An 18,876-nucleotide genomic window follows, 5' to 3' on the forward strand; every position below is an offset into this window, starting at 1 on the left:
GGCAACGATGAAGTTTCGATTCCCCCGGGTCTTCCCGGTATGAGGGGCTGGAAGGGATTAAGTACGGTAAAAAATCATTTTTTCCGCTGTTTCTTCGAGCTAATATTGGAGCACTCTTATTATCGATTAAAAAATTAGCAAGCATGGCAAACGACAAATTTGTGGCCCGGCATATTGGGCCTCGTGAATCAGATATAACCGCAATGTTGACACAACTTGGTGTCTCGTCGGTACAGGAACTGATCGATCAAACAGTTCCGGCCAATATACGGCTCGAAAAGCCCCTTCGACTGGAAGACGGCTTGACCGAGCGGCAGTATTACCGTAAAGTTCTGGCTTTAGCCAAGAAGAATAAGGTTTTTAATACCTATATCGGAATGGGATACTACGACACGATTACCCCGGCGGTAATCCTCCGGAATGTGTTGGAGAACCCGGTTTGGTACACTTCCTACACGCCCTATCAGGCCGAAATTTCCCAAGGGCGTTTAGAGGCTTTGCTGAACTTCCAAACCATGATCTGCGAGATGACAGCCATGGACTTAGCCAATGCTTCGTTGTTGGATGAGGCCACTGCTGCCGCCGAAGCCATGATTATGATTCTGAATTCGCGAAGCCGTGCACAGGTTAAAGCAGGTGCCAATGTTGTTTTGGTCGACCGGAATATGTGGCCGCAGACCCTCGATGTTTTGCATACCCGCGCTGTGCCGCTGGGCATCGAACTTACAATTGGCGAACTTCAGGATTTTAGCTTCAACGAACAGGTGATTGGTTTGATGGTGCAGTACCCGAATGCAAACGGCGAGGTGGTTTCGTATGCCGAAATTACCGAGCAGGCCCATCAACAGGGTGCCAAGGTGGCTGTTGCGACCGACCTGATGAGCCTGGCTTTATTGACAGCTCCGGGAGAGTGGGGCGCCGACATCGTCTTTGGAAACTCCCAGCGTTTTGGCGTGCCAATGGGCTATGGTGGCCCGCATGCTGCATTTTTTGCCGCTCGCGATGCATTTAAACGGAGCTTGCCGGGTCGTATTATCGGTGTATCCAAGGATGTCCATGGCAATCGTGCGCTGCGCATGGCCCTGCAAACCCGCGAACAGCATATCAAGCGCGAACGCGCAACGTCCAATATTTGTACTGCCCAGGCATTGTTGGCTACCATGGCCGGCTTTTATGCGGTGTATCACGGATCGACCGGGATACGCCAGATTGCAGAGCGTATCCATCGTATTGCGGTGTTGCTCGATAAGGAAATAACAGCACTGGGCTATACTCAAAAGAATGAATATTACTTCGACACCATCCGTTTTGCGCTTCCAAAGCATGTTAAAGTAGAGGATATTGAATGGTTGTCGCTGGAGTTGGAGATGAACTTCCGCTATTTCGATAATGGTGAAGTGGGACTGAGTATCGATGAAACAACCAACCTCGATGATATCAACTGGATTATTGAAGTGTTTGCGAAAGCGGCCAATAAGCGCTATCCCACAATTCGGGAGTATCCGCAAGAGGATAAGCTGGTTGAGTCGTTGACCCGTAGTTCGGCCTTCTTGACCCAGGAGGTTTTTGAAAAGTATCGCTCCGAGACCGAAATGGTGCGCTATATTAAGAAGCTGGAACATCGCGATATCTCGCTGACTCATTCCATGATTCCGCTGGGTTCCTGTACCATGAAACTGAATGCTGCAACTGAAATGCTGCCTTTAAGCTGGATAGAATTTGGAGGTATTCACCCTTTCGTACCGAAAAATCAGGCCCGTGGTTACCAGGAGATGATGGAGGAGCTGCGTCGTGATTTATCGGAAATTACCGGTTTCGCCGATGTAAGCTTGCAGCCCAATTCGGGGGCCGCAGGTGAATACGCGGGCTTGATGGTGATTCGTGAATATCATCTGAGCCGTGGTGATCAGCAGCGTAATGTAGTGCTAATCCCGGCGTCGGCACACGGTACCAACCCGGCAAGTGCTGTAATGGCGGGTATGCAGGTGGTGGTTGTGCCTTGCGACGAGCTTGGTAACGTGGATGTTGAGGCTCTGCGTCAAAAGGCTGAAGAATATCAGGATAGTTTGTCGGCTTTCATGGTTACCTACCCTTCGACGCACGGTGTGTTTGAGGCCTCTATTGTAGAGATGTGTGCCATTATTCATCAATATGGAGGACAGGTTTATATGGATGGTGCCAATATGAATGCGCAGGTTGGACTGACCAATCCCAAGCGGATTGGTGCTGACGTTTGCCACCTGAACCTGCACAAGACCTTTGCTATTCCGCATGGTGGCGGTGGCCCCGGTGTTGGGCCCATTGCCGTTGCCGAGCACCTGGTCGACTTTTTGCCTTCGCATCCGGTTATGAACAACGGCCATGTTGGTATATCGGCGGTTTCGGCAGCCCCCTGGGGAAGTGCCTCAGTGTTGCCTATTACCTATGGCTACATCAAAATGTTGGGTGCCGATGGCCTGACCAAAGCCACCGAAATGGCAATTCTGAATGCCAATTATATTGCTTCGGCTCTGGCCGACACTTATGGAATTTTATATACCGGCGAAAATGGTCGTGTGGCACACGAGATGATTCTCGAGTGTCGTCATTTTAAAGGGACAAGCGGAATTACGGAGGCTGATATTGCCAAGCGCCTAATGGATTACGGGTTCCATGCGCCAACATTATCATTTCCTGTGCACGGTACCTTGATGGTGGAACCAACCGAAAGCGAATCGAAGCAAGAGCTGGATCGCTTTATCGAGGCGCTGTTGGCCATTTACCAGGAGATTCAGGCAATTGTTGACGGCGAATCGGATCAGTTGAATAATCCGCTGAAAAATGCTCCGCATACAGCCGATTCGGTTACTTCCGATGAGTGGGCACATCCTTACAGCCGGCAGACGGCAGCTTTTCCCTTGGCCTGGCTAAAAGAAAATAAATATTGGCCACCGGTAGGACGTATTGACGACGCTTACGGTGATCGTAACCTGGTGTGTACCTGTGCACCAATTGAAACATATCAATAAAATGTCAACTAAATCAATTGTATTTCGTAAATTGAGGTAAGGAAATTAGAAAGACATGATTACTTATCCAATTGCAAAAGTTAATTTGGGCTTGCTGGTAACTGAAAAGCGGCCCGATGGTTTTCATAATCTGGAAACAATTTTTTATCCGATTCAGATGCAGGATACGCTGGAAGTGGTGGAATCCGATCAGTTTCAGTTTAGTAGTTCCGGCATTGCCATCGACGGAAAACCGGACGATAATCTGGTTGTGAAGGCTTTCCGCCTGATCAAGGATGATTACGGGATTCCGGATGTGAAAATTCATCTTCATAAAACAATTCCCTCGGGAGCCGGACTAGGCGGTGGTTCGTCGGATGCAGCCTATACGTTGCGTAGCTTAAACGAGCTCTTCAAGCTGGAAATAGAAGGCGAAAAGCTCATGGAATATGCCTTGCAGCTTGGTAGCGACTGCCCGTTCTTTTTGCAGGACAAGCCTGTTTTTGCGACCGGGCGAGGTGAAAAGATGGTGGAAATACCACTTACCCTGAAGGAGTATTATTTGATCTTGGTTAAACCTCCGGTGCACGTTTCAACGGCCTTGGCTTACCAGAATATTGTGCCGCAAAAGCCTCGTTTATCGCTGAGGGGATTGGTTGGGTTCCCGGTTAATAAATGGAAGGGCAATGTGTTGAACCATTTCGAGAAATACGTTTTTCAGGCTTATCCCGAGGTTGAACAGATTAAGCAAACGCTTTACGAGCAAGGGGCCACATTTGCCTTGATGTCGGGAAGCGGATCGGCTGTTTACGGATTATTCCGCTCCGAGAAGCGGGGAATTGAAAAATTGTTTCCTGAAGATTACCAGGTGTTCAGGCAACGCTTGTAAAAAACACAAATTCAATAAAAGAAAAAGGGGCTCGATGAAAGCCCCTTTTTTATACTTATTTTTTCGCTGCGATTTCAATCATCAGAGATCCTTTCGGAATTTTATCTCCTGTTTTTACATTCACGGTAGCAATTTTACCATCGAAAGGCATTTGCACAACATTGTGCATTTTCATTGCTTCCAGAATTAACAAGGGGTCTCCTTCTTTTAAAACATCGCCCGGTTTCACAAATACATCGATAATCGTTCCCGGGATGAATGAAAATAGTTGGTTTTCATCCGGTTTTTCCCATTTAACACGATTACGGTATTTGGTTGTATACTCGGTCTTGTACACGGCGCTGTGCACAATAATCGTTTCGTATTTTTCTTCTTCTTGCATAACTCTGCAGTTTGTTGATTAAAACGGAGGAATACCGTGTTTTTTTCTTGGTCCGGAGATCGACTTGTTGGCTGAAACTTTTAAGGCGTGCAGCAACATTTTGCGGGTATCTTCGGGTTCAATAACCTCGTCGATATAGCCTTTTGATGCAGCAACATAAGGGTTGGCAAACTTGTCTTTGTATTCCTGGATTTTCAGTTGACGCATAGCTTCCGGATCTTCAGCTTCAGCGATTTCTTTGCGGAATACGATGTTTGCAGCACCTTCAGGTCCCATAACGGCAATCTCGGCAGTTGGCCATGCAAATACGAAATCGGCACGCAGGTGACGGGAGTTCATCGCAATGTAACCACCACCGTAAGCTTTACGGATAATAACGGTGATTTTAGCAACGGTAGCTTCACTGTATGCATACAGAATTTTTGCTCCGTGGCGGATAACCCCGGCGTGTTCCTGGTCGGCTCCCGGCAAGTAGCCCGGAAGGTCTTCCAGGGTGATGATCGGGATGTTGAAAGCATCGCAGTAGCGGATGAAGCGAGCTGCTTTATCCGAGCTGTCGCAATCCAGCACACCAGCCAGTACTTTGGGTTGGTTGGCAACAAAACCAACAGTTTCTCCTTCCATACGACCGAAACCAATCACCACGTTAGGGGCGAACATCTCCATGATCTCGAAGAAGTCTGAGTTATCCGTAATTGACTTGATAATGTCGCGGATGTCGTAAGGCATTTTCGGATCGGCAGGAACGATGTTTTCGATTTTCTTTTTCGATTTTGGCTCGGCAGGAGCGATGCGTTCTGCTTTTTGTTCGTTGTTCCAGGGAATGTATGAAACCAGTTTTTTGATTTGGTCGAAACATTCCTGCTCGCTTTCGGCATAGAAGTGGGCGTTTCCGGTAACTTCGGCGTGTACTTTTGCACCACCCAGATCTTCCATCGAAATCTCTTCACCCAAAACGGTTTTAATAACACCGGGGCCGGTGATAAACATTTTGGAGATGTTGTTTACAACAAATACAAAGTCAGTAAGAGCAGGAGAGTAAACAGCTCCACCGGCGCAAGGTCCCAAAATCACCGAGATTTGAGGAATAACACCAGATGCCAGCGTGTTACGGAAGAAAATTTCACCATAACCGGCCAGCGAGTTTACACCTTCCTGTATACGGGCACCACCTGAGTCGTTAATTCCGATCAGAGGAACGCGCATTTTTAATGAGTGGTCCATAATTTTGGTGATCTTGCGGGCGTGCATTAAGCCCAGCGAACCACCAGCAACGGTGAAGTCTTGTGCGAAGATACAAACCGGTGAACCGTTGATTGTTCCGGTACCGATAATTACCCCGTCACCATGTAACTTCATTTTGTCCATATCGAAGTCGCGGGCTACATGTTCAACGAACATATCATATTCGTGGAATGAGCCCTCATCCAAGATGTAAAGGATCCTTTCGCGGGCAGTAAGTTTACCCATAGCCACTTGTTTTTCAATGGCTTTCTCACCACCACCCTTGAGAACCTCGCTTTTGCGTTTTCTGAGGTCCAGGATATTCCGTTTCAACGACATAATTTGTTATTTTTAATTAAAATTAGCTCCGTAGAATGCGGAGGCTTTTACTTCATAATGGCCTTTCGTCTGAAAGTTTTACGGTTCAAAATTAAAATTTTTTCACTGAGCAAACTGTTTTTAAAAACATTCTAAACTTTCCGTGAACTTTTCCGTGTCTTCTTGGTTTTGAACAATTTTATGCTGAGTTTGAAATTTTTGCTAGCGCATTGCCCGTTTGTAAAGGTAGGCTGCCAGGGCACCGAATATCAGGTTTGGAATCCAGACTGCGATAGAAGGGGGCACCGATCCGGAGATTGCGAAGACCGTGGCAATCTGCATAAACATGATATAACTGAATGCAATCAGGATGCCCAGCCCCAAGTGCAGTCCCAGTCCGCCTTTTACCTTGCGTGAGGCCAGCGACACGCCGATGAGTGTTAAAATGAAGGCTGAAAAAGGGTTAGCCCGGCGTTTGTGTTTTTCAACCAGAAAGTCGATGGCATTGATGCCGCGCAACTTCAACGATTCTATTTCTTTGTTTAACTCAGGCAACGACAGGGTCTCGGCCATATTTTTCAGGGCCACATAGTCTTCGGGAACCATGTTGAGCGTTGTATCCTTCTTGGTTCCGGTGGTTATTTTTTCCCTGTTTCCGTCGATATCGCGGATGAAATAGTTGTTGATTTCCCAAACTTTCCGTTCGCGATCCCATTTAATGAAATCGGCCGATAGCTTGGAGGTCAGTTTGCCCTCGTCGAATTTCTCGATCGTAAATTTATAGCCCACATCGTTCGATGTGTTGTAGCTGCGCATATAGATGTAGGTGCCCGGGGTAATTTGTCGGTGGATGTTTGTTTCCAGACTGTTCCGTTTCTTTTTAATATAGGTGGTCTTAAAATTGACCATTTCCTTATTGGCCGGCGGGATTATATAATTGCCCAGAATATAGGTAAATAGGGCGATGATAGCCGCACCTACCATATAGGGGCGCACCAGCCTGTGGAACGACACACCGCTGCTCAGAATGGCAATAATTTCGGAGTTGTAGGCCATCTTCGAGGTAAAGAAGATTACCGCAATAAAGTTGAACAGTGCACTGAACAGGTTGGCAAAATAGGGAATGAAGTTCAGGTAGTAGCTGACCACAATTTCGCGTACAGGAACGTCTTTCGATAGAAAATCGTCCAGGTTTTCCGAAATGTCGAAAACCGTAGCAATGCTGATAATTAAAGCGATCGATACAAAGAAAGTTGCCATGAACTTTCCCAGTATGTATCTGTCCAATATGCCGATAGCGGGTGTTTTCAGTTTCATAAACGTTGAGCCAGTTTAACAACCATTTCTTCTTTCCAGCTTTTAAAGTTGTCGGCCAAAATTTGTCGGCGCGCTTCTTTGACCAGCCATAAGTAGAACGCTAAATTGTGGTGGCTGGCAATTTGTGCACCCAGCATTTCGTTGGCAACGATCAGGTGTCGCAGAAAGGCTTTGGTGTAATTTTGATCTACGAAGGATGTTCCATCCGGATCGACCGGCGAGAAATCATCCGCCCACTTTTTATTTCTAATGTTGATGACTCCGTTGCGGGTGAAAAGCATCCCGTTGCGGCCGTTGCGGGTGGGCATTACACAATCGAACATATCCACCCCGCGGTCAATTGCCTCCAGAATGTTGACCGGCGTGCCAACACCCATCAGGTAGCGCGGTTTGTCGATAGGCAAGATGGGGTTTACAACCTCAATCATGGCATACATGTCCGCCTCCGACTCACCAACCGACAGACCGCCAATAGCATAGCCATCGGCGGGGATGGTTGTTACGTGGCGTGCTGCCTGTTCCCTTAATTCGGGATATACAGCTCCCTGAACAATGGGGAAGAGCGATTGTGAATGGCCGTACAGCGGCTTTGTTTTTTGCATCTGGTTGACGCAGCGCTCCAGCCAACGCTGCGTGAGTTGCAGCGATTTTTTGGCATAGTCGAAGTCTGCATCGCCCGGAGTACATTCGTCGAAGGCCATCATGATGTCGGCACCGATTATCCGTTGAATGTCAATCACGCTTTCCGGGGTGAATAAATGCCGCGATCCGTCGATGTGTGACTGAAATTTGGCTCCTTCCTCGCTTAACTTGCGCATGGCTCCCAGCGAAAAAACCTGGTAGCCGCCACTGTCGGTCAGAATGGGGCCGTCCCAGCCGTTGAATTTGTGCAGGCCGCCGGCACGCTCAATGATATCCATTCCCGGGCGCAGATATAAATGATAGGTGTTGCCCAGGATAATCTGGGCTCCAATATCTTCTTTTAAGTCTTTTTTGTGGATTCCTTTGACTGATCCGGCCGTGCCAACAGGCATGAAAATGGGTGTTTCAATGCGTCCGTGATCCGTGTTAAGAGTTCCGGCCCGCGCTTTGGAGCCAGTTGCAGTATGTTTGAGCGTAAAATCCATGCAATGCTTTTTGAGCCAGCAAAGATAGCATAATAAGTTTAATGCCGAAGGAGCACGATTTGCCGGAAATTTGTTAATTAAATTTAAAAAATTGAAGAGGCGGATTCAAGCTGATGATTAAATTTGTCGTTAAAATTGGATCATGATACACGCCTTTGTCAGTCGGCCTTATTACGAATGGAGCGGATACGCGATTTTGTTGTTTGGCTTCATTTTATGTCTGATTGTTCAACTCCGGTTCTACCGCCGGATCCTGGTAAAGATGAGTGCAGAAAAAGCCGATCAGCAGGAGCGGCCAATCAGTATTCTGCTGAATGTACGAAATGAAGCGGAGCGGATTGAGACTTTCCTGATGAAATTACTGGCGCAAAACTATTCCAATTTCGAGGTTGTTGTGGTTGACGACTTCTCGGCCGACTCGACCTTAATAATACTGGGAGTGCTGGCTAAAAAATACCCGCAAATCAAATTCAGTACGCTAAGTCAGGAGAACCGCTATTCGGAGAAAATGGCCATGAACCTGGCCCTGAAGGCGGCTAAATACGACTGGGTGCTTTTTCTCTCGCCCGAAGTGCAGGTGGAGGACCCCAATTATTTGAAAAAACTGAATCAGGAGCTCAATTCCGACTCGCAAATGTTGGTGAGCTATTTGAATTACCAAGCCGTGGAACTTCGTTTTAACCGCTTGTGTCGGGTAGAGCGGCTGGAGGCATTCTGGCGCGCCTCGTTGAGCGAAATAGGCTCGGCTCCATTTGTGTTTCAGCAGATGAATGTGCTGTTTAACAAACAAATTTACTTCGAAAACAGCGGTTTTAAGGGGCGTATGAACGCGCACTATGCCGGTCTGGAGCTGGTGTTTAACGCGGTTCCAAAACTTCCGGTTCAGTTTTCGATCCATCCGCAGACCATTCTTCGTGAAAACCGGCTGACCGACAAAGCCGAATTTAGCGAGTTAATACAAAAGCATATTCGCTTATTTAGTAGTTTGCGCCTTTCCCAAACCTGGCCTGTGCGGCTGGGGCTCTTTGCTCATCTTGTGCTGTGGGCAAGTGTTGCAGCCTTGTTGCTTACCGATCCGGCTTATTGGTTTGTCTTTTTACCTGTACCCATGATTCTGTTCGGCGTGCATGTTGTGTTGATTAAAAGTATGTTGAAGCGCTTGGACGAAAAGAAAATCTTTTTATCTTCGTTACTGTACGTATTTGTTCGGCCTTTTTTGTATCTTTTTCATCGAGCAACAATCTATTTACAAGTTCAACGCAATAAATGGAACTAAACCCGAATTTATCAGACAAAGCACAGCAGGATTACGCGCTGGTTGAAGCAGCACTGCGTGGCGAGGAAAAAGCGTTTGCCCGATTGCTTAGTAAATACAAGGACGCAATTTATTATATGCTTCTGAAAATGGTGAATAATAAAAGCGATGCTGAGGATTTGACCATTGAAGCTTTTGGCAAAGCGTTTAAAAACCTGCATCAGTACTCTCCGAATTATGCTTTCAGCACTTGGTTGTTTAAAATTGCCTCCAATAATTGTATCGATTTTCTGCGAAAAAAGAGGGGCGTAACCGTATCGATTGAAAATAGCCAGGATAACAGTGATAGCGACAGTCCCATAAAACTGAAGTCTGTCGACCCGGATCCGGAGCAAAAGCTGATTCGTATTCAAAAAGCGGTTTTGTTACGCCGTATTGTTCACCGGCTGAAGCCTCGCTACCGCACCCTGGTCGAATTACGATATTTCCGCGAATATTCGTACGAAGAAATTGCAAATGAACTAAATTTGCCGCTCGGAACGGTGAAAGCACAGTTGTTCAGAGCGCGCGAAATGTTGTTCAAGATGATCGAGTCCACCGAAATGGACGATCATCAAGGATAAACACGACTGAGCTCGTTGCTGTCGTTCCGCCTTAAGGAGCTTAAAAAATGACCATGGACATTATTACGAAATACTTTCCCGATTTGGACGAAAGCCAAAAACGGCGTTTTAAACTATTGGGCGAACTTTATCCCGAATGGAACGAAAAAATCAATGTGGTTTCCCGGAAGGATATCGAGCAGTTGTACGAACGGCATATCCTGCATTCGCTGGGAATTGCCAAGGTGACAGGTTTTGTGCCCGGAACACGCATCATGGATGTGGGCACCGGAGGAGGCTTCCCGGGAATTCCGCTGGCCATCATGTTTCCCGAAACCGAATTTCTGCTGGTTGATTCTATCGCGAAAAAGATCACTGTTGTCGATGCCATCGCGAAAGAACTGGGATTGACCAATGTGCGGGCCGAACAACATCGCGCCGAGAAAGTGAAAGGGCAATTCGACTTTGTGGTTAGCCGTGCTGTAACGGCTTTCCCCCGATTTGTGTCGCTGGTGCGCTCCAAAGTGAGCCCTGTTCAGCGGAACGAATTTGCCAACGGAATTTTATATTTGAAGGGCGGAGATTTTGCCGATGAACTGGAACCCTTTAAAAAACAGGTTCGTACTTTTGAATTGAAAGATTTTTTTGAAGAAGAATTCTTCGAAACCAAGAAGGTCATTCATTTGGTGCTGAAAAATAGTCGAAAATAATGCCGGATATTTTGGAGGAAATCAAAAAAGATCTATTTTTGCAGTCCGAAATTGAACGGAGTAAGAATAAATAAATAAAATATACCCATGAAAAGGACATTTCAACCATCTAACAGAAAGCGTAAAAACAAACATGGTTTTCGCGAAAGAATGTCTACTCCGGGCGGCCGCTTAGTATTGAAAAGTCGTCGTGCCAAAGGTAGAAAGAAATTAACCGTTTCGGACGAACCAAGACACAAGCGTTAAGAAATCCGATACGTATTACTGCATAGAAAGGTAAAGAATCATGATTCTTTACCTTTTTGTGTGTTGTAGCGATTGGTTTTTGAGCATTCCGGTGGGAGAAGCATAGCCCTTGGGGCTTTTGATCTCTGTTTTTTAAGCTATTTTTGTCAGGTACTAATAATTCAACCCGATTTTGTTATGAGTTTGAGATCTTTCCTGGTCAGCAAAACCTTTTTTATGCAACTGCTTCTGGCTGTTGCCTTAATCATAGGGCTTCTTTTAGTGACAATGCTTGGAATACGCCTGTACACGAATCATGGCGAGTCGGCGCCGGTGCCCGATTTGACCGGAATGCCCATTGATCAGGCTGAAGCGCTCCTGAGTGCTCATAAGCTGGCTTTCGAGATTGCCGACTCCACCTACCTGGATACCGCAGAACCGGGAGCCGTAATTGGTCAGATGCCCGCAGCCGGCCATCAGGTCAAGGAAGGACGGACCATCTTTTTGACTATCTGTGCTTTGTCGCCCGAGCAAATAGCGATGCCCAAGCTGACGGACATTTCCTTTCGGCAGGCCGTCAATATCATGCAGTCGGTCGGGTTGAATGTGGGGCGGATTGAATACGTACCCTCCGAGTTTTCGAACCTGGTGTTGGAGCAAAAAATCAACGAACAGGTCATTGAGCCCAATGTGTTGGTTAATAAAGGCTCGCGGGTCGATTTGACCATCGGCAAAACCAGCAACGGCGAGAAAACGGTTGTTCCCAACCTGATTGGTTCGACCCTGGTGCAGGCCAAAGGCGAAATAGCCAGCCTCTTTTTAAATGTTGGTGCGGTTATTTACGACGAGGCGATCGAAACACCGGACGATAGCCTGGCAGCCAAAGTGTGGCAGCAGCGGCCTACCACCAACAGCTACGATGAGATTGAACAAGGCGCTTCAATCGATTTGTGGTTGACTACCGATGAAGCGAAATTCGTATCCGATACGGATTTGCAAATGCAAAACGATACCATAGAAGAATAAGCATGCAGGAAGATTTCGACGAATTGTTTGACGATCAGCAAGAGGAAGAGCAGGAGTCAGCTCTTTACGAACATTATAATTTTCAGATCGATGCCGGACAAAAGCAGGTTCGCGTCGATAAATTTATAGCTAACCGGATCGACAATGCTTCGCGCAGCAAAATTCAGGCTGCCGCCGATGCCGGGAATATTTTGGCTAACGGAAAGCCGGTGAAGTCGAATTACAAGGTGAAACCGGGTGATGAAATCAGCGTGGTGATGGATTTTCCGCGCCGGGAGCTGAAAATTATTGCCGAAGACATTCCGCTGGACATTGTCTACGAAGACGATCAACTGATCGTGATCAACAAGCCGGCCGGTCTGGTGGTACATCCGGGGCATGGCAACTACTCCGGAACCCTGGTTAATGCGCTGGCCTGGCGTTACAAAGATTTGCCGTTGTTTAGTTCGGTGAACGATCCCCGTCCCGGGCTTGTGCATCGTATCGACAAAAATACATCGGGGCTGATGGTTGTTGCCAAAACTGAATTGGCCAAAACCAAGCTGGCCAAACAATTTTTCGATAAAACAACCAAGCGGCAGTATGTAGCACTGGTGTGGGGCCGCCTGAAAGAACCGGAAGGAACAATAGAGGGTAATATTGGCCGTAGCCTGAAGGATCGGCAGGTTTTTACCGTGTTTCAAGATGGTGACTACGGCAAACATGCGGTAACGCACTATAAATTGATCGAGGAAATTGGTTATGTGAGTCTGGTGCAGTGTCAGCTGGAAACCGGGCGTACCCATCAGATTCGGGTGCACATGAAATATATAGGTCATCCGCTGTTTAACGACGATACCTATGGCGGCGATAAGGTGCTTTGGGGAACAACATTCAATAAATACCGGCAGTTTGTCAATAATTGTTTCAAGCTGTTGCCGCGGCAGGCTTTACATGCCAAAACGTTGGGATTCACGCATCCTACTACCGGCGAGGAGATGCTTTTCGACTCGGAGATAGCACAGGATATGCAGGACGCCATCCAAAAGTGGCGCGACTATATTGCGAATCGCGAGATTGGCGAATAGCTGTTTGATTTACGATTTCACGATTTACTATTTACAGTTTGACCATGCGCCTTTGCGTCTTTGCGTGGTCAAAATTATTAAGGTAAATAGTCAAATTTTTCAATATTGACGGGCTGACAATGCCAATTATTGCTGATATTTGACTTTTCAAAATTGAACTGAAATGAAAAAAAATATAGCAGTTGTTTATGGCGGCGATTCGTCGGAATACGTGGTGTCGGTTCAAAGTGGTAAAAATGTGTACCAGTCGATCGATACCAATTTGTTTAAGCCCTGGATGGTGGAAATGAAAGGGCAGGAGTGGGCTGTGAAAGTCGACGGGCAAAAAATTGCCGATGTCGATAAGTCGAATTTTGGCTTCACCTTCGGCGGACAAACCGTAAAATTCGATTTTGCCTACATCATCATCCACGGAACGCCCGGCGAAGATGGTATCCTGCAGGGCTACTTCGACCTGCTGAACGTGCCCTATTCAACCTGTGGCGTGCATTCTTCAGCCTTAACATTCAATAAGTTTTTTTGCAGCAACTACCTGCGCAACTTCGGGATTCCGATGGCCAAATCGCGGCGTATGCTGAAAGGAAACTCGATTGACGCAGAGCAGCTGTTGGCCGAATTGAACCTGCCGGTTTTTGTAAAACCCAACGCCGGAGGATCGAGCTTCGGTGTAACCAAAGTGAAAAAAGCCGACGAGCTGGCTCCGGCAATTGAGAAAGCCTGGATTGAAAGCGACGAAGCACTGGTGGAAGAGTTCATCGAAGGCAAGGAGTTCACCTGCGGCCTGGTGAAGTTGAAAAATGAAACCATCATTTTCCCGGTGACCGAGGTGGTTCCTAAAAATGAGTTCTTCGACTTTGAAGCCAAATACACCGCCGGGATGACCGATGAGATTACGCCGGCGCGCATATCGGAGACGTTAACTGCCGACATTCAGCAGCTGGCCTCCAAGGTTTACGACCTGTGCAACTGCCGCGGAATTGTTCGTGTCGATTTTATCCTGAAGGACGGAATCTTCTACTTTCTGGAAGTGAACACCACTCCCGGGATGACAGCGACAAGTTTTATCCCTCAGCAAATTGCAGCCATGGGGCGCGAGCTGAAAGAAATGCTGACACTCATTATCTTAGACCAGATCGGGTAGCGACTTTTTCGAGGAGGCGAGCGTGTAACAGATCTCAATATCTTTGAGTAACTCTGTGATTCATTGTGTAACTTTGTGTGATAGCTATTCCGCAAAGAAGCTCGAAGAAGCACAAAGTTACACGAAGAAAATTTTGGTCATGAATGTAGACGACATTTCAAGAATTATTATTGGGTGTGCAATTGAGGTACACAAGCGGTTGGGCCCCGGATTATTAGAATCAGCCTAATCTTAGATCGTATCGGGTAGCGACTTTTCCGAGGAGGCGAGCGTGTAACAGATCTCAATATCTTTGAGTAACTCTGTGATTCATTGTGTAACTTTGTGTGATAGCTATTCCGCAAAGAAGCTCGAAGAAGCACAAAGTTACACGAAGAAAATTTTGGTCATGAATGTAGACGACATTTCAAAAATTATTATTGGGTGTGCAATTGAGGTACACAAGCGGTTGGGCTCCGGATTATTAGAATCAGCCTAATCTTAGATCGTATCGGGTAGCGACTTTTTCGAGGAGGCGAGCGTGTAACAGATCTCAATATCTTTGAGTAACTCTGTGATTCATTGTGTAACTTTGTGTAATAGCTATTCCGCAAAGAAGCTCGAAGAAGCACAAAGTTACACGAAGAAAATTTTGGTCATGAATGTAGACGACATTTCAAAAACTATTATTGGGTGTGCAATTGAGGTACACAAGCGATTGGGCCCCGGATTATTAGAATCAGCCTATCAGGAATGTTTATTTTATGAGCTGAGACAGGCCGGATTAGAAGTGCAGAAAGAGAAGCCGATGCCAATTGTTTATAAGGAAGTAAAGCTCGACCATGGATACCGGATAGACCTGTTGGTTGAGGATAAGGTGGTTGTTGAACTGAAAACCGTTGATGCGCTAAACGAAATTCATACAGCGCAAGTGCTAACGTATTTAAAATTGGGAAACTACAAACTTGGACTGCTTTTGAACTTTCAGGTTGCAATGTTAAAAGATGGCATTAAAAGACTCATCAACTAACTTGCAGTACTTCAAACTAATATTTGCTGTTTGTAAAAAAAAATGAAGCTGAAAACAGTAGAATTAGCCTAAATAGGGGCTGATGCGGCTCCTTTTTTATACCTTTGAAGCTCTTTTTCGCTCGTTTTTTGAAGGGCGCAACAGAACTTGATTATCAATTCGTTTACACAAAATTTCGATGGCAGTACAGCGTAAAAATAATAGAGGAACAAACCAAGCAAGCGCGACTATTGAGCAGATTAATGCGCAATACGGAAAGCTACCACCCCAGGCAGTTGATGTTGAAGAAGCCGTGTTGGGAGCTTTAATGCTGGAGCGCGACGCTTATGTTAGCGTGGCCGATATTATTGATACGGATAGTTTTTACAAGGACGAACATAAAAAGATCTTTGAAGCCATCAAATACCTGTCGACGCACGAAAAACCGGTCGATCTGTTGATGGTCACCCAGGAGCTGAAGAACCGCAATGAGCTCGATGTGGTGGGCGGACCACTGTACATCACCCAGTTAACCAGCCGGGTGGCATCGGCAGCGCATATCGAATTTCATGCCCGCATTATTGCGCAGAAGTTTATCCAGCGCGAACTGATCCGCGTGTCGTCCGAGATTCAGACCAAAGCCTACGATGCCAATATGGACGTGGATGACCTGATTGACTTCTCGGAAACGGCCTTGTTTAAAGTGGCCGAAGGGAACATCAAGAAGGAAACACTGCCTATTAAGCCGGTTTTGAAAGAAGCTGCCGCCTTGATCGAACAGGCTTCCAAGCGCGAAGATGGATTGAGTGGTACGCCAACCGGTTTTACTGCTCTGGACCGCATGACCTCGGGCTGGCAAAAAACCGACCTGGTGATTATTGCTGCCCGTCCGGCGATGGGTAAAACAGCCTTTGTATTGTCGATGGCCCGGAATATGGCCGTTGACCACCGGGCACCGGTAGCGGTGTTCTCGCTCGAGATGTCGTCGGTGCAGTTGGTGAATCGTTTGCTGGCTGCCGAGACCGAACTGGGATCTGAGAAGATTAAAAACGGACGCCTGGCACAGTGGGAGTGGGAGAATTTTAACCGCAAGCTGAAAGTGCTCGAAGATGCTCCGATCTTTATTGATGATACACCAGCCTTATCTATCTTCGAGTTTCGCGCCAAATGCCGCCGCTTGAAGATGCAACACAATATTGGCGTGGTCATTGTCGACTACCTGCAGCTGATGACCGCCGGCGATGCCGGACGTGGCAGCCGTGAACAGGAGGTGAGTATGATCTCGCGCTCGCTGAAGGCCATCGCGAAGGAGTTGGATATTCCAATCCTGGCTCTCTCGCAGTTGAGCCGTGCTGTTGAAAACCGCGAAGGACGCCGGCCGCAGCTTTCCGACCTGCGTGAATCGGGAGCCATTGAGCAGGATGCCGACCTGGTGTGCTTTATTCACCGCCCCGAATATTACGGCATCACCGAGGACGAAAGCGGAAACTCGCTGTTGGGCATTGCCGAAATCATTATCGCCAAACACCGTAACGGTTCGGTAGGCGATGTGCAGCTGGCCTTCAAGAAACAACAGGTTAAATTCTGTGATCTGGAAAGCGCCATTCCCGAGGAAATTGGCGGCGGTAATTTCGGGCAAACCTTCAGCTCGAAAATGAACGCCGATTCGGCCAATGTTGGAATGCCCGTGAATACCAGCTTTGAAACCGAAAACAACCTGGACTATGGAAAACCCGATCCGAACGAAGCACCTTTTTAAGCACACAAAACTCGTTTTTATCGTCATCCTTTTGGCGATGCTTGCCGGTCGGCAGGCACAGGCCATGTACCTGCTCATCCCCATGGACAGCCAGCAGCGCAATCACCTGAAAGCTTACGGTATTGCTTACTGGACCCTCGAAAAAGCAGTCGAGGTGAAATGGTTGCTCAACTACCGGGGCGGCAGTTTTCTGATTCAGTACATCCCCGATGTAGAGTCCGAATGTGTGATTCGCGGTGTGAGCGTCGAGAAAATTGCCGATACTAAGGCCAAGCTCATCCTTTCCGAAATAGCCAGCCCATCGATGAACCAGGATGCCGTGAGCATGCAAAAAGCTCCCAAAATTGCAGTCTACTCCCCAAAAAATAAACAGCCCTGGGACGATGCTGTGACCCTGGTGCTGACTTATGCCGAAATAAAATACGACTTAATTTACGACGACGAAATTATTGCAGGTAAGCTGAAGGATTACGATTGGCTGCACCTGCACCACGAAGACTTTACCGGCCAGTTCGGAAAGTTTTATGCCAATTACCGCAACATGCCCTGGTACCAGGAGGAAGTACGCTCGAACAAAGCCGCAGCCGAGCGCAATGGCTTTGCCAAAGTGTCGGAGATGAAACACTATGTCTCCGAACAAATACGAAGCTATGTGGAGCGCGGCGGCTTTCTGTTTGCCATGTGTGCCGCGACCGACACCTATGACATTGCAATGGCTGCTCACGATGTCGATATTTGTGCCGCCATGTTCGACGGCGATCCGGCCGATCCCGAGGCCAACCAAAAACTGGATTATTCGCAAACTTTCGCCTTCAAAGACTTTACCCTCGAGATGAATCCCTACGTCTATCGCTTTTCGGATATCGACGTTACAACGGACCGAAAAGTGCCTCAAACGCAGGATTTCTTTACCCTGTTCGACTTCTCAGCCAAGTGGGATCCTATACCAACCATGCTGACTCAAAACCACCAGCGGGTTATCCGCGGCTTTATGGGCCAGACCACCGCCTTTAACAGCAAACTGGTTAAAGCCAATGTGTTGGTGATGGGCGAAAATAAAGCCGCCGGCGAAGCCCGCTATATTCACGGCGAACAAGGCAAAGGCTTCTGGACCTTCTACGGCGGCCACGACCCCGAAGACTACCGCCACCTGGTGGGCGACCCCCCAACCGACCTGAATCTTTACCCCAACTCGCCCGGCTACCGCCTGATCCTGAATAATGTGCTGTTCCCGGCCGCCAAAAAGAAAAAACAGAAGACCTGATGTCGTTTCGTTAGCAGAAAGATAATACGTTTTACGAGTTGAACCTTCTTTGTGATTGTTTCGAAGAAAAGAACTATTGTATCACAGAAAATGGAACAGCAAGAAGATGATCCGAAGGTTGACCGGAGTTAGGTGTAAGAATCTTTACGACAATCAGATATCGGAAACACGTTGTTTGTTTGGTCTTGCGTTTTTCTTTCTTTTTAATGGTGTGATTGAATTGTTAAAAAATGTAAACAATAGTAAAAAATACGAAAAACAGAATGGGAGGGTTTCGGTTGTCCTCGGCGGCCAGGGCAGTCATATCTCCAATTTAAGGCTGTTTTTCAGCATCTTTGACTGCATGCCGGTTCGTGGCATACGATCATTTACCAGTCGGTGTCGCCTGTTAACAACAACGGAGAGTTCATTTGGAGCACCTGGCGGGCAGCCGTCTGAAGCCCGCGGTTGGCGGTGTTTTTTAACTTTAACTTGTTCATGCTTTTCCGTTACTTTTAACAATTATAGCGTTTACTATATCGGTTATAATAGTAAACATGCGGTGAATTGTTTCCTTGTTGTTGTATCTAGTTATGAACATTTCTTTGTTTTAAAA

General features: G+C 47.1%; 17 protein-coding genes. 13 read left to right on the plus strand and 4 right to left on the minus strand.

The features are described 5' to 3' along the window. Positions 1-143 precede the first annotated feature (143 nt). On the plus strand, positions 144-3,008 hold the full coding sequence (gene gcvP, locus C8N47_RS10610; RefSeq protein WP_107822532.1) for an aminomethyl-transferring glycine dehydrogenase: 2,865 nt from the start codon (positions 144-146) through the stop codon (positions 3,006-3,008). Between the two features lie 55 nt (positions 3,009-3,063). Next, the gene (ispE, locus tag C8N47_RS10615) at positions 3,064-3,876 is read left to right on the plus strand and encodes a 4-(cytidine 5'-diphospho)-2-C-methyl-D-erythritol kinase (protein ID WP_107822533.1); all 813 of its coding nucleotides are present in this window, start codon (positions 3,064-3,066) and stop codon (positions 3,874-3,876) included. Between the two features lie 55 nt (positions 3,877-3,931). Here ispE and C8N47_RS10620 read toward each other — a convergent pair whose 3' ends face one another. From C8N47_RS10620 to tgt, 4 genes are all read right to left on the minus strand, one after another. Beyond that, complete coding sequence (locus C8N47_RS10620) at positions 3,932-4,258, minus strand: biotin/lipoyl-containing protein (protein ID WP_107822534.1); 327 nt, start codon at positions 4,256-4,258, stop codon at positions 3,932-3,934. 18 nt (positions 4,259-4,276) lie between these two features. Continuing rightward, the gene (locus tag C8N47_RS10625; RefSeq protein WP_107822535.1) at positions 4,277-5,821 is read right to left on the minus strand and encodes an acyl-CoA carboxylase subunit beta; all 1,545 of its coding nucleotides are present in this window, start codon (positions 5,819-5,821) and stop codon (positions 4,277-4,279) included. Between the two features lie 201 nt (positions 5,822-6,022). Continuing rightward, a complete protein-coding gene (locus tag C8N47_RS10630) occupies positions 6,023-7,117 on the minus strand; it encodes an LptF/LptG family permease (protein ID WP_107822536.1) in 1,095 nt (364 codons plus the stop codon). Then, entirely contained in the window at positions 7,114-8,244 is a 1,131-nt protein-coding gene (tgt, locus tag C8N47_RS10635) for a tRNA guanosine(34) transglycosylase Tgt (RefSeq protein ID WP_107822537.1), read from the minus strand. Before tgt ends, C8N47_RS10630 begins: the two co-directional genes overlap by 4 nt. A gap of 142 nt (positions 8,245-8,386) precedes the next feature. On the opposite strand from tgt, the gene C8N47_RS10640 reads away from it, so the two are divergent. From C8N47_RS10640 to C8N47_RS10695, 11 genes are all read left to right on the plus strand, one after another. Continuing rightward, positions 8,387-9,520, plus strand: a complete 1,134-nt coding sequence (locus C8N47_RS10640; RefSeq protein ID WP_107822538.1) for a glycosyltransferase — start codon at positions 8,387-8,389, stop codon at positions 9,518-9,520. After that, positions 9,511-10,122 carry an RNA polymerase sigma factor gene (locus tag C8N47_RS10645; RefSeq protein WP_107822539.1) on the plus strand — a complete coding sequence of 204 codons (612 nt, stop codon included), beginning with the start codon at positions 9,511-9,513 and terminating at the stop codon, positions 10,120-10,122. Before C8N47_RS10640 ends, C8N47_RS10645 begins: the two co-directional genes overlap by 10 nt. Positions 10,123-10,175: 53 nt before the next feature. Continuing rightward, positions 10,176-10,811: a 16S rRNA (guanine(527)-N(7))-methyltransferase RsmG gene (gene rsmG, locus C8N47_RS10650; protein ID WP_107822567.1), complete on the plus strand. Its 636-nt coding sequence runs from the start codon at positions 10,176-10,178 to the stop codon at positions 10,809-10,811. Between the two features lie 87 nt (positions 10,812-10,898). Beyond that, positions 10,899-11,057 carry a 50S ribosomal protein L34 gene (rpmH, locus tag C8N47_RS10655; protein ID WP_107822540.1) on the plus strand — a complete coding sequence of 53 codons (159 nt, stop codon included), beginning with the start codon at positions 10,899-10,901 and terminating at the stop codon, positions 11,055-11,057. Positions 11,058-11,273: 216 nt separating this feature from the next. After that, on the plus strand, positions 11,274-12,062 hold the full coding sequence (locus C8N47_RS10660; RefSeq protein WP_170111367.1) for a PASTA domain-containing protein: 789 nt from the start codon (positions 11,274-11,276) through the stop codon (positions 12,060-12,062). A gap of 2 nt (positions 12,063-12,064) precedes the next feature. Then, complete coding sequence (locus C8N47_RS10665; protein ID WP_107822542.1) at positions 12,065-13,129, plus strand: RluA family pseudouridine synthase; 1,065 nt, start codon at positions 12,065-12,067, stop codon at positions 13,127-13,129. Between the two features lie 163 nt (positions 13,130-13,292). After that, the gene (locus C8N47_RS10670) at positions 13,293-14,270 is read left to right on the plus strand and encodes a D-alanine--D-alanine ligase (RefSeq protein ID WP_107822543.1); all 978 of its coding nucleotides are present in this window, start codon (positions 13,293-13,295) and stop codon (positions 14,268-14,270) included. A 139-nt stretch (positions 14,271-14,409) separates the two neighbouring features. Further along, on the plus strand, positions 14,410-14,499 hold the full coding sequence (locus tag C8N47_RS18930) for a GxxExxY protein (RefSeq protein ID WP_245915704.1): 90 nt from the start codon (positions 14,410-14,412) through the stop codon (positions 14,497-14,499). 408 nt (positions 14,500-14,907) lie between these two features. Continuing rightward, complete coding sequence (locus tag C8N47_RS10685) at positions 14,908-15,279, plus strand: GxxExxY protein (protein ID WP_107822544.1); 372 nt, start codon at positions 14,908-14,910, stop codon at positions 15,277-15,279. Positions 15,280-15,457: 178 nt separating this feature from the next. Beyond that, a complete protein-coding gene (gene dnaB, locus C8N47_RS10690; protein ID WP_107822545.1) occupies positions 15,458-17,017 on the plus strand; it encodes a replicative DNA helicase in 1,560 nt (519 codons plus the stop codon). After that, positions 16,983-18,281, plus strand: a complete 1,299-nt coding sequence (locus C8N47_RS10695) for a hypothetical protein (RefSeq protein WP_211316105.1) — start codon at positions 16,983-16,985, stop codon at positions 18,279-18,281. The genes dnaB and C8N47_RS10695 overlap by 35 nt, the downstream gene beginning before the upstream one ends. Positions 18,282-18,876 lie beyond the last annotated feature (595 nt).

It is taken from the genome of Mangrovibacterium marinum (genome assembly GCF_003046625.1).
Taxonomy (GTDB): domain Bacteria; phylum Bacteroidota; class Bacteroidia; order Bacteroidales; family Prolixibacteraceae; genus Mangrovibacterium; species Mangrovibacterium marinum.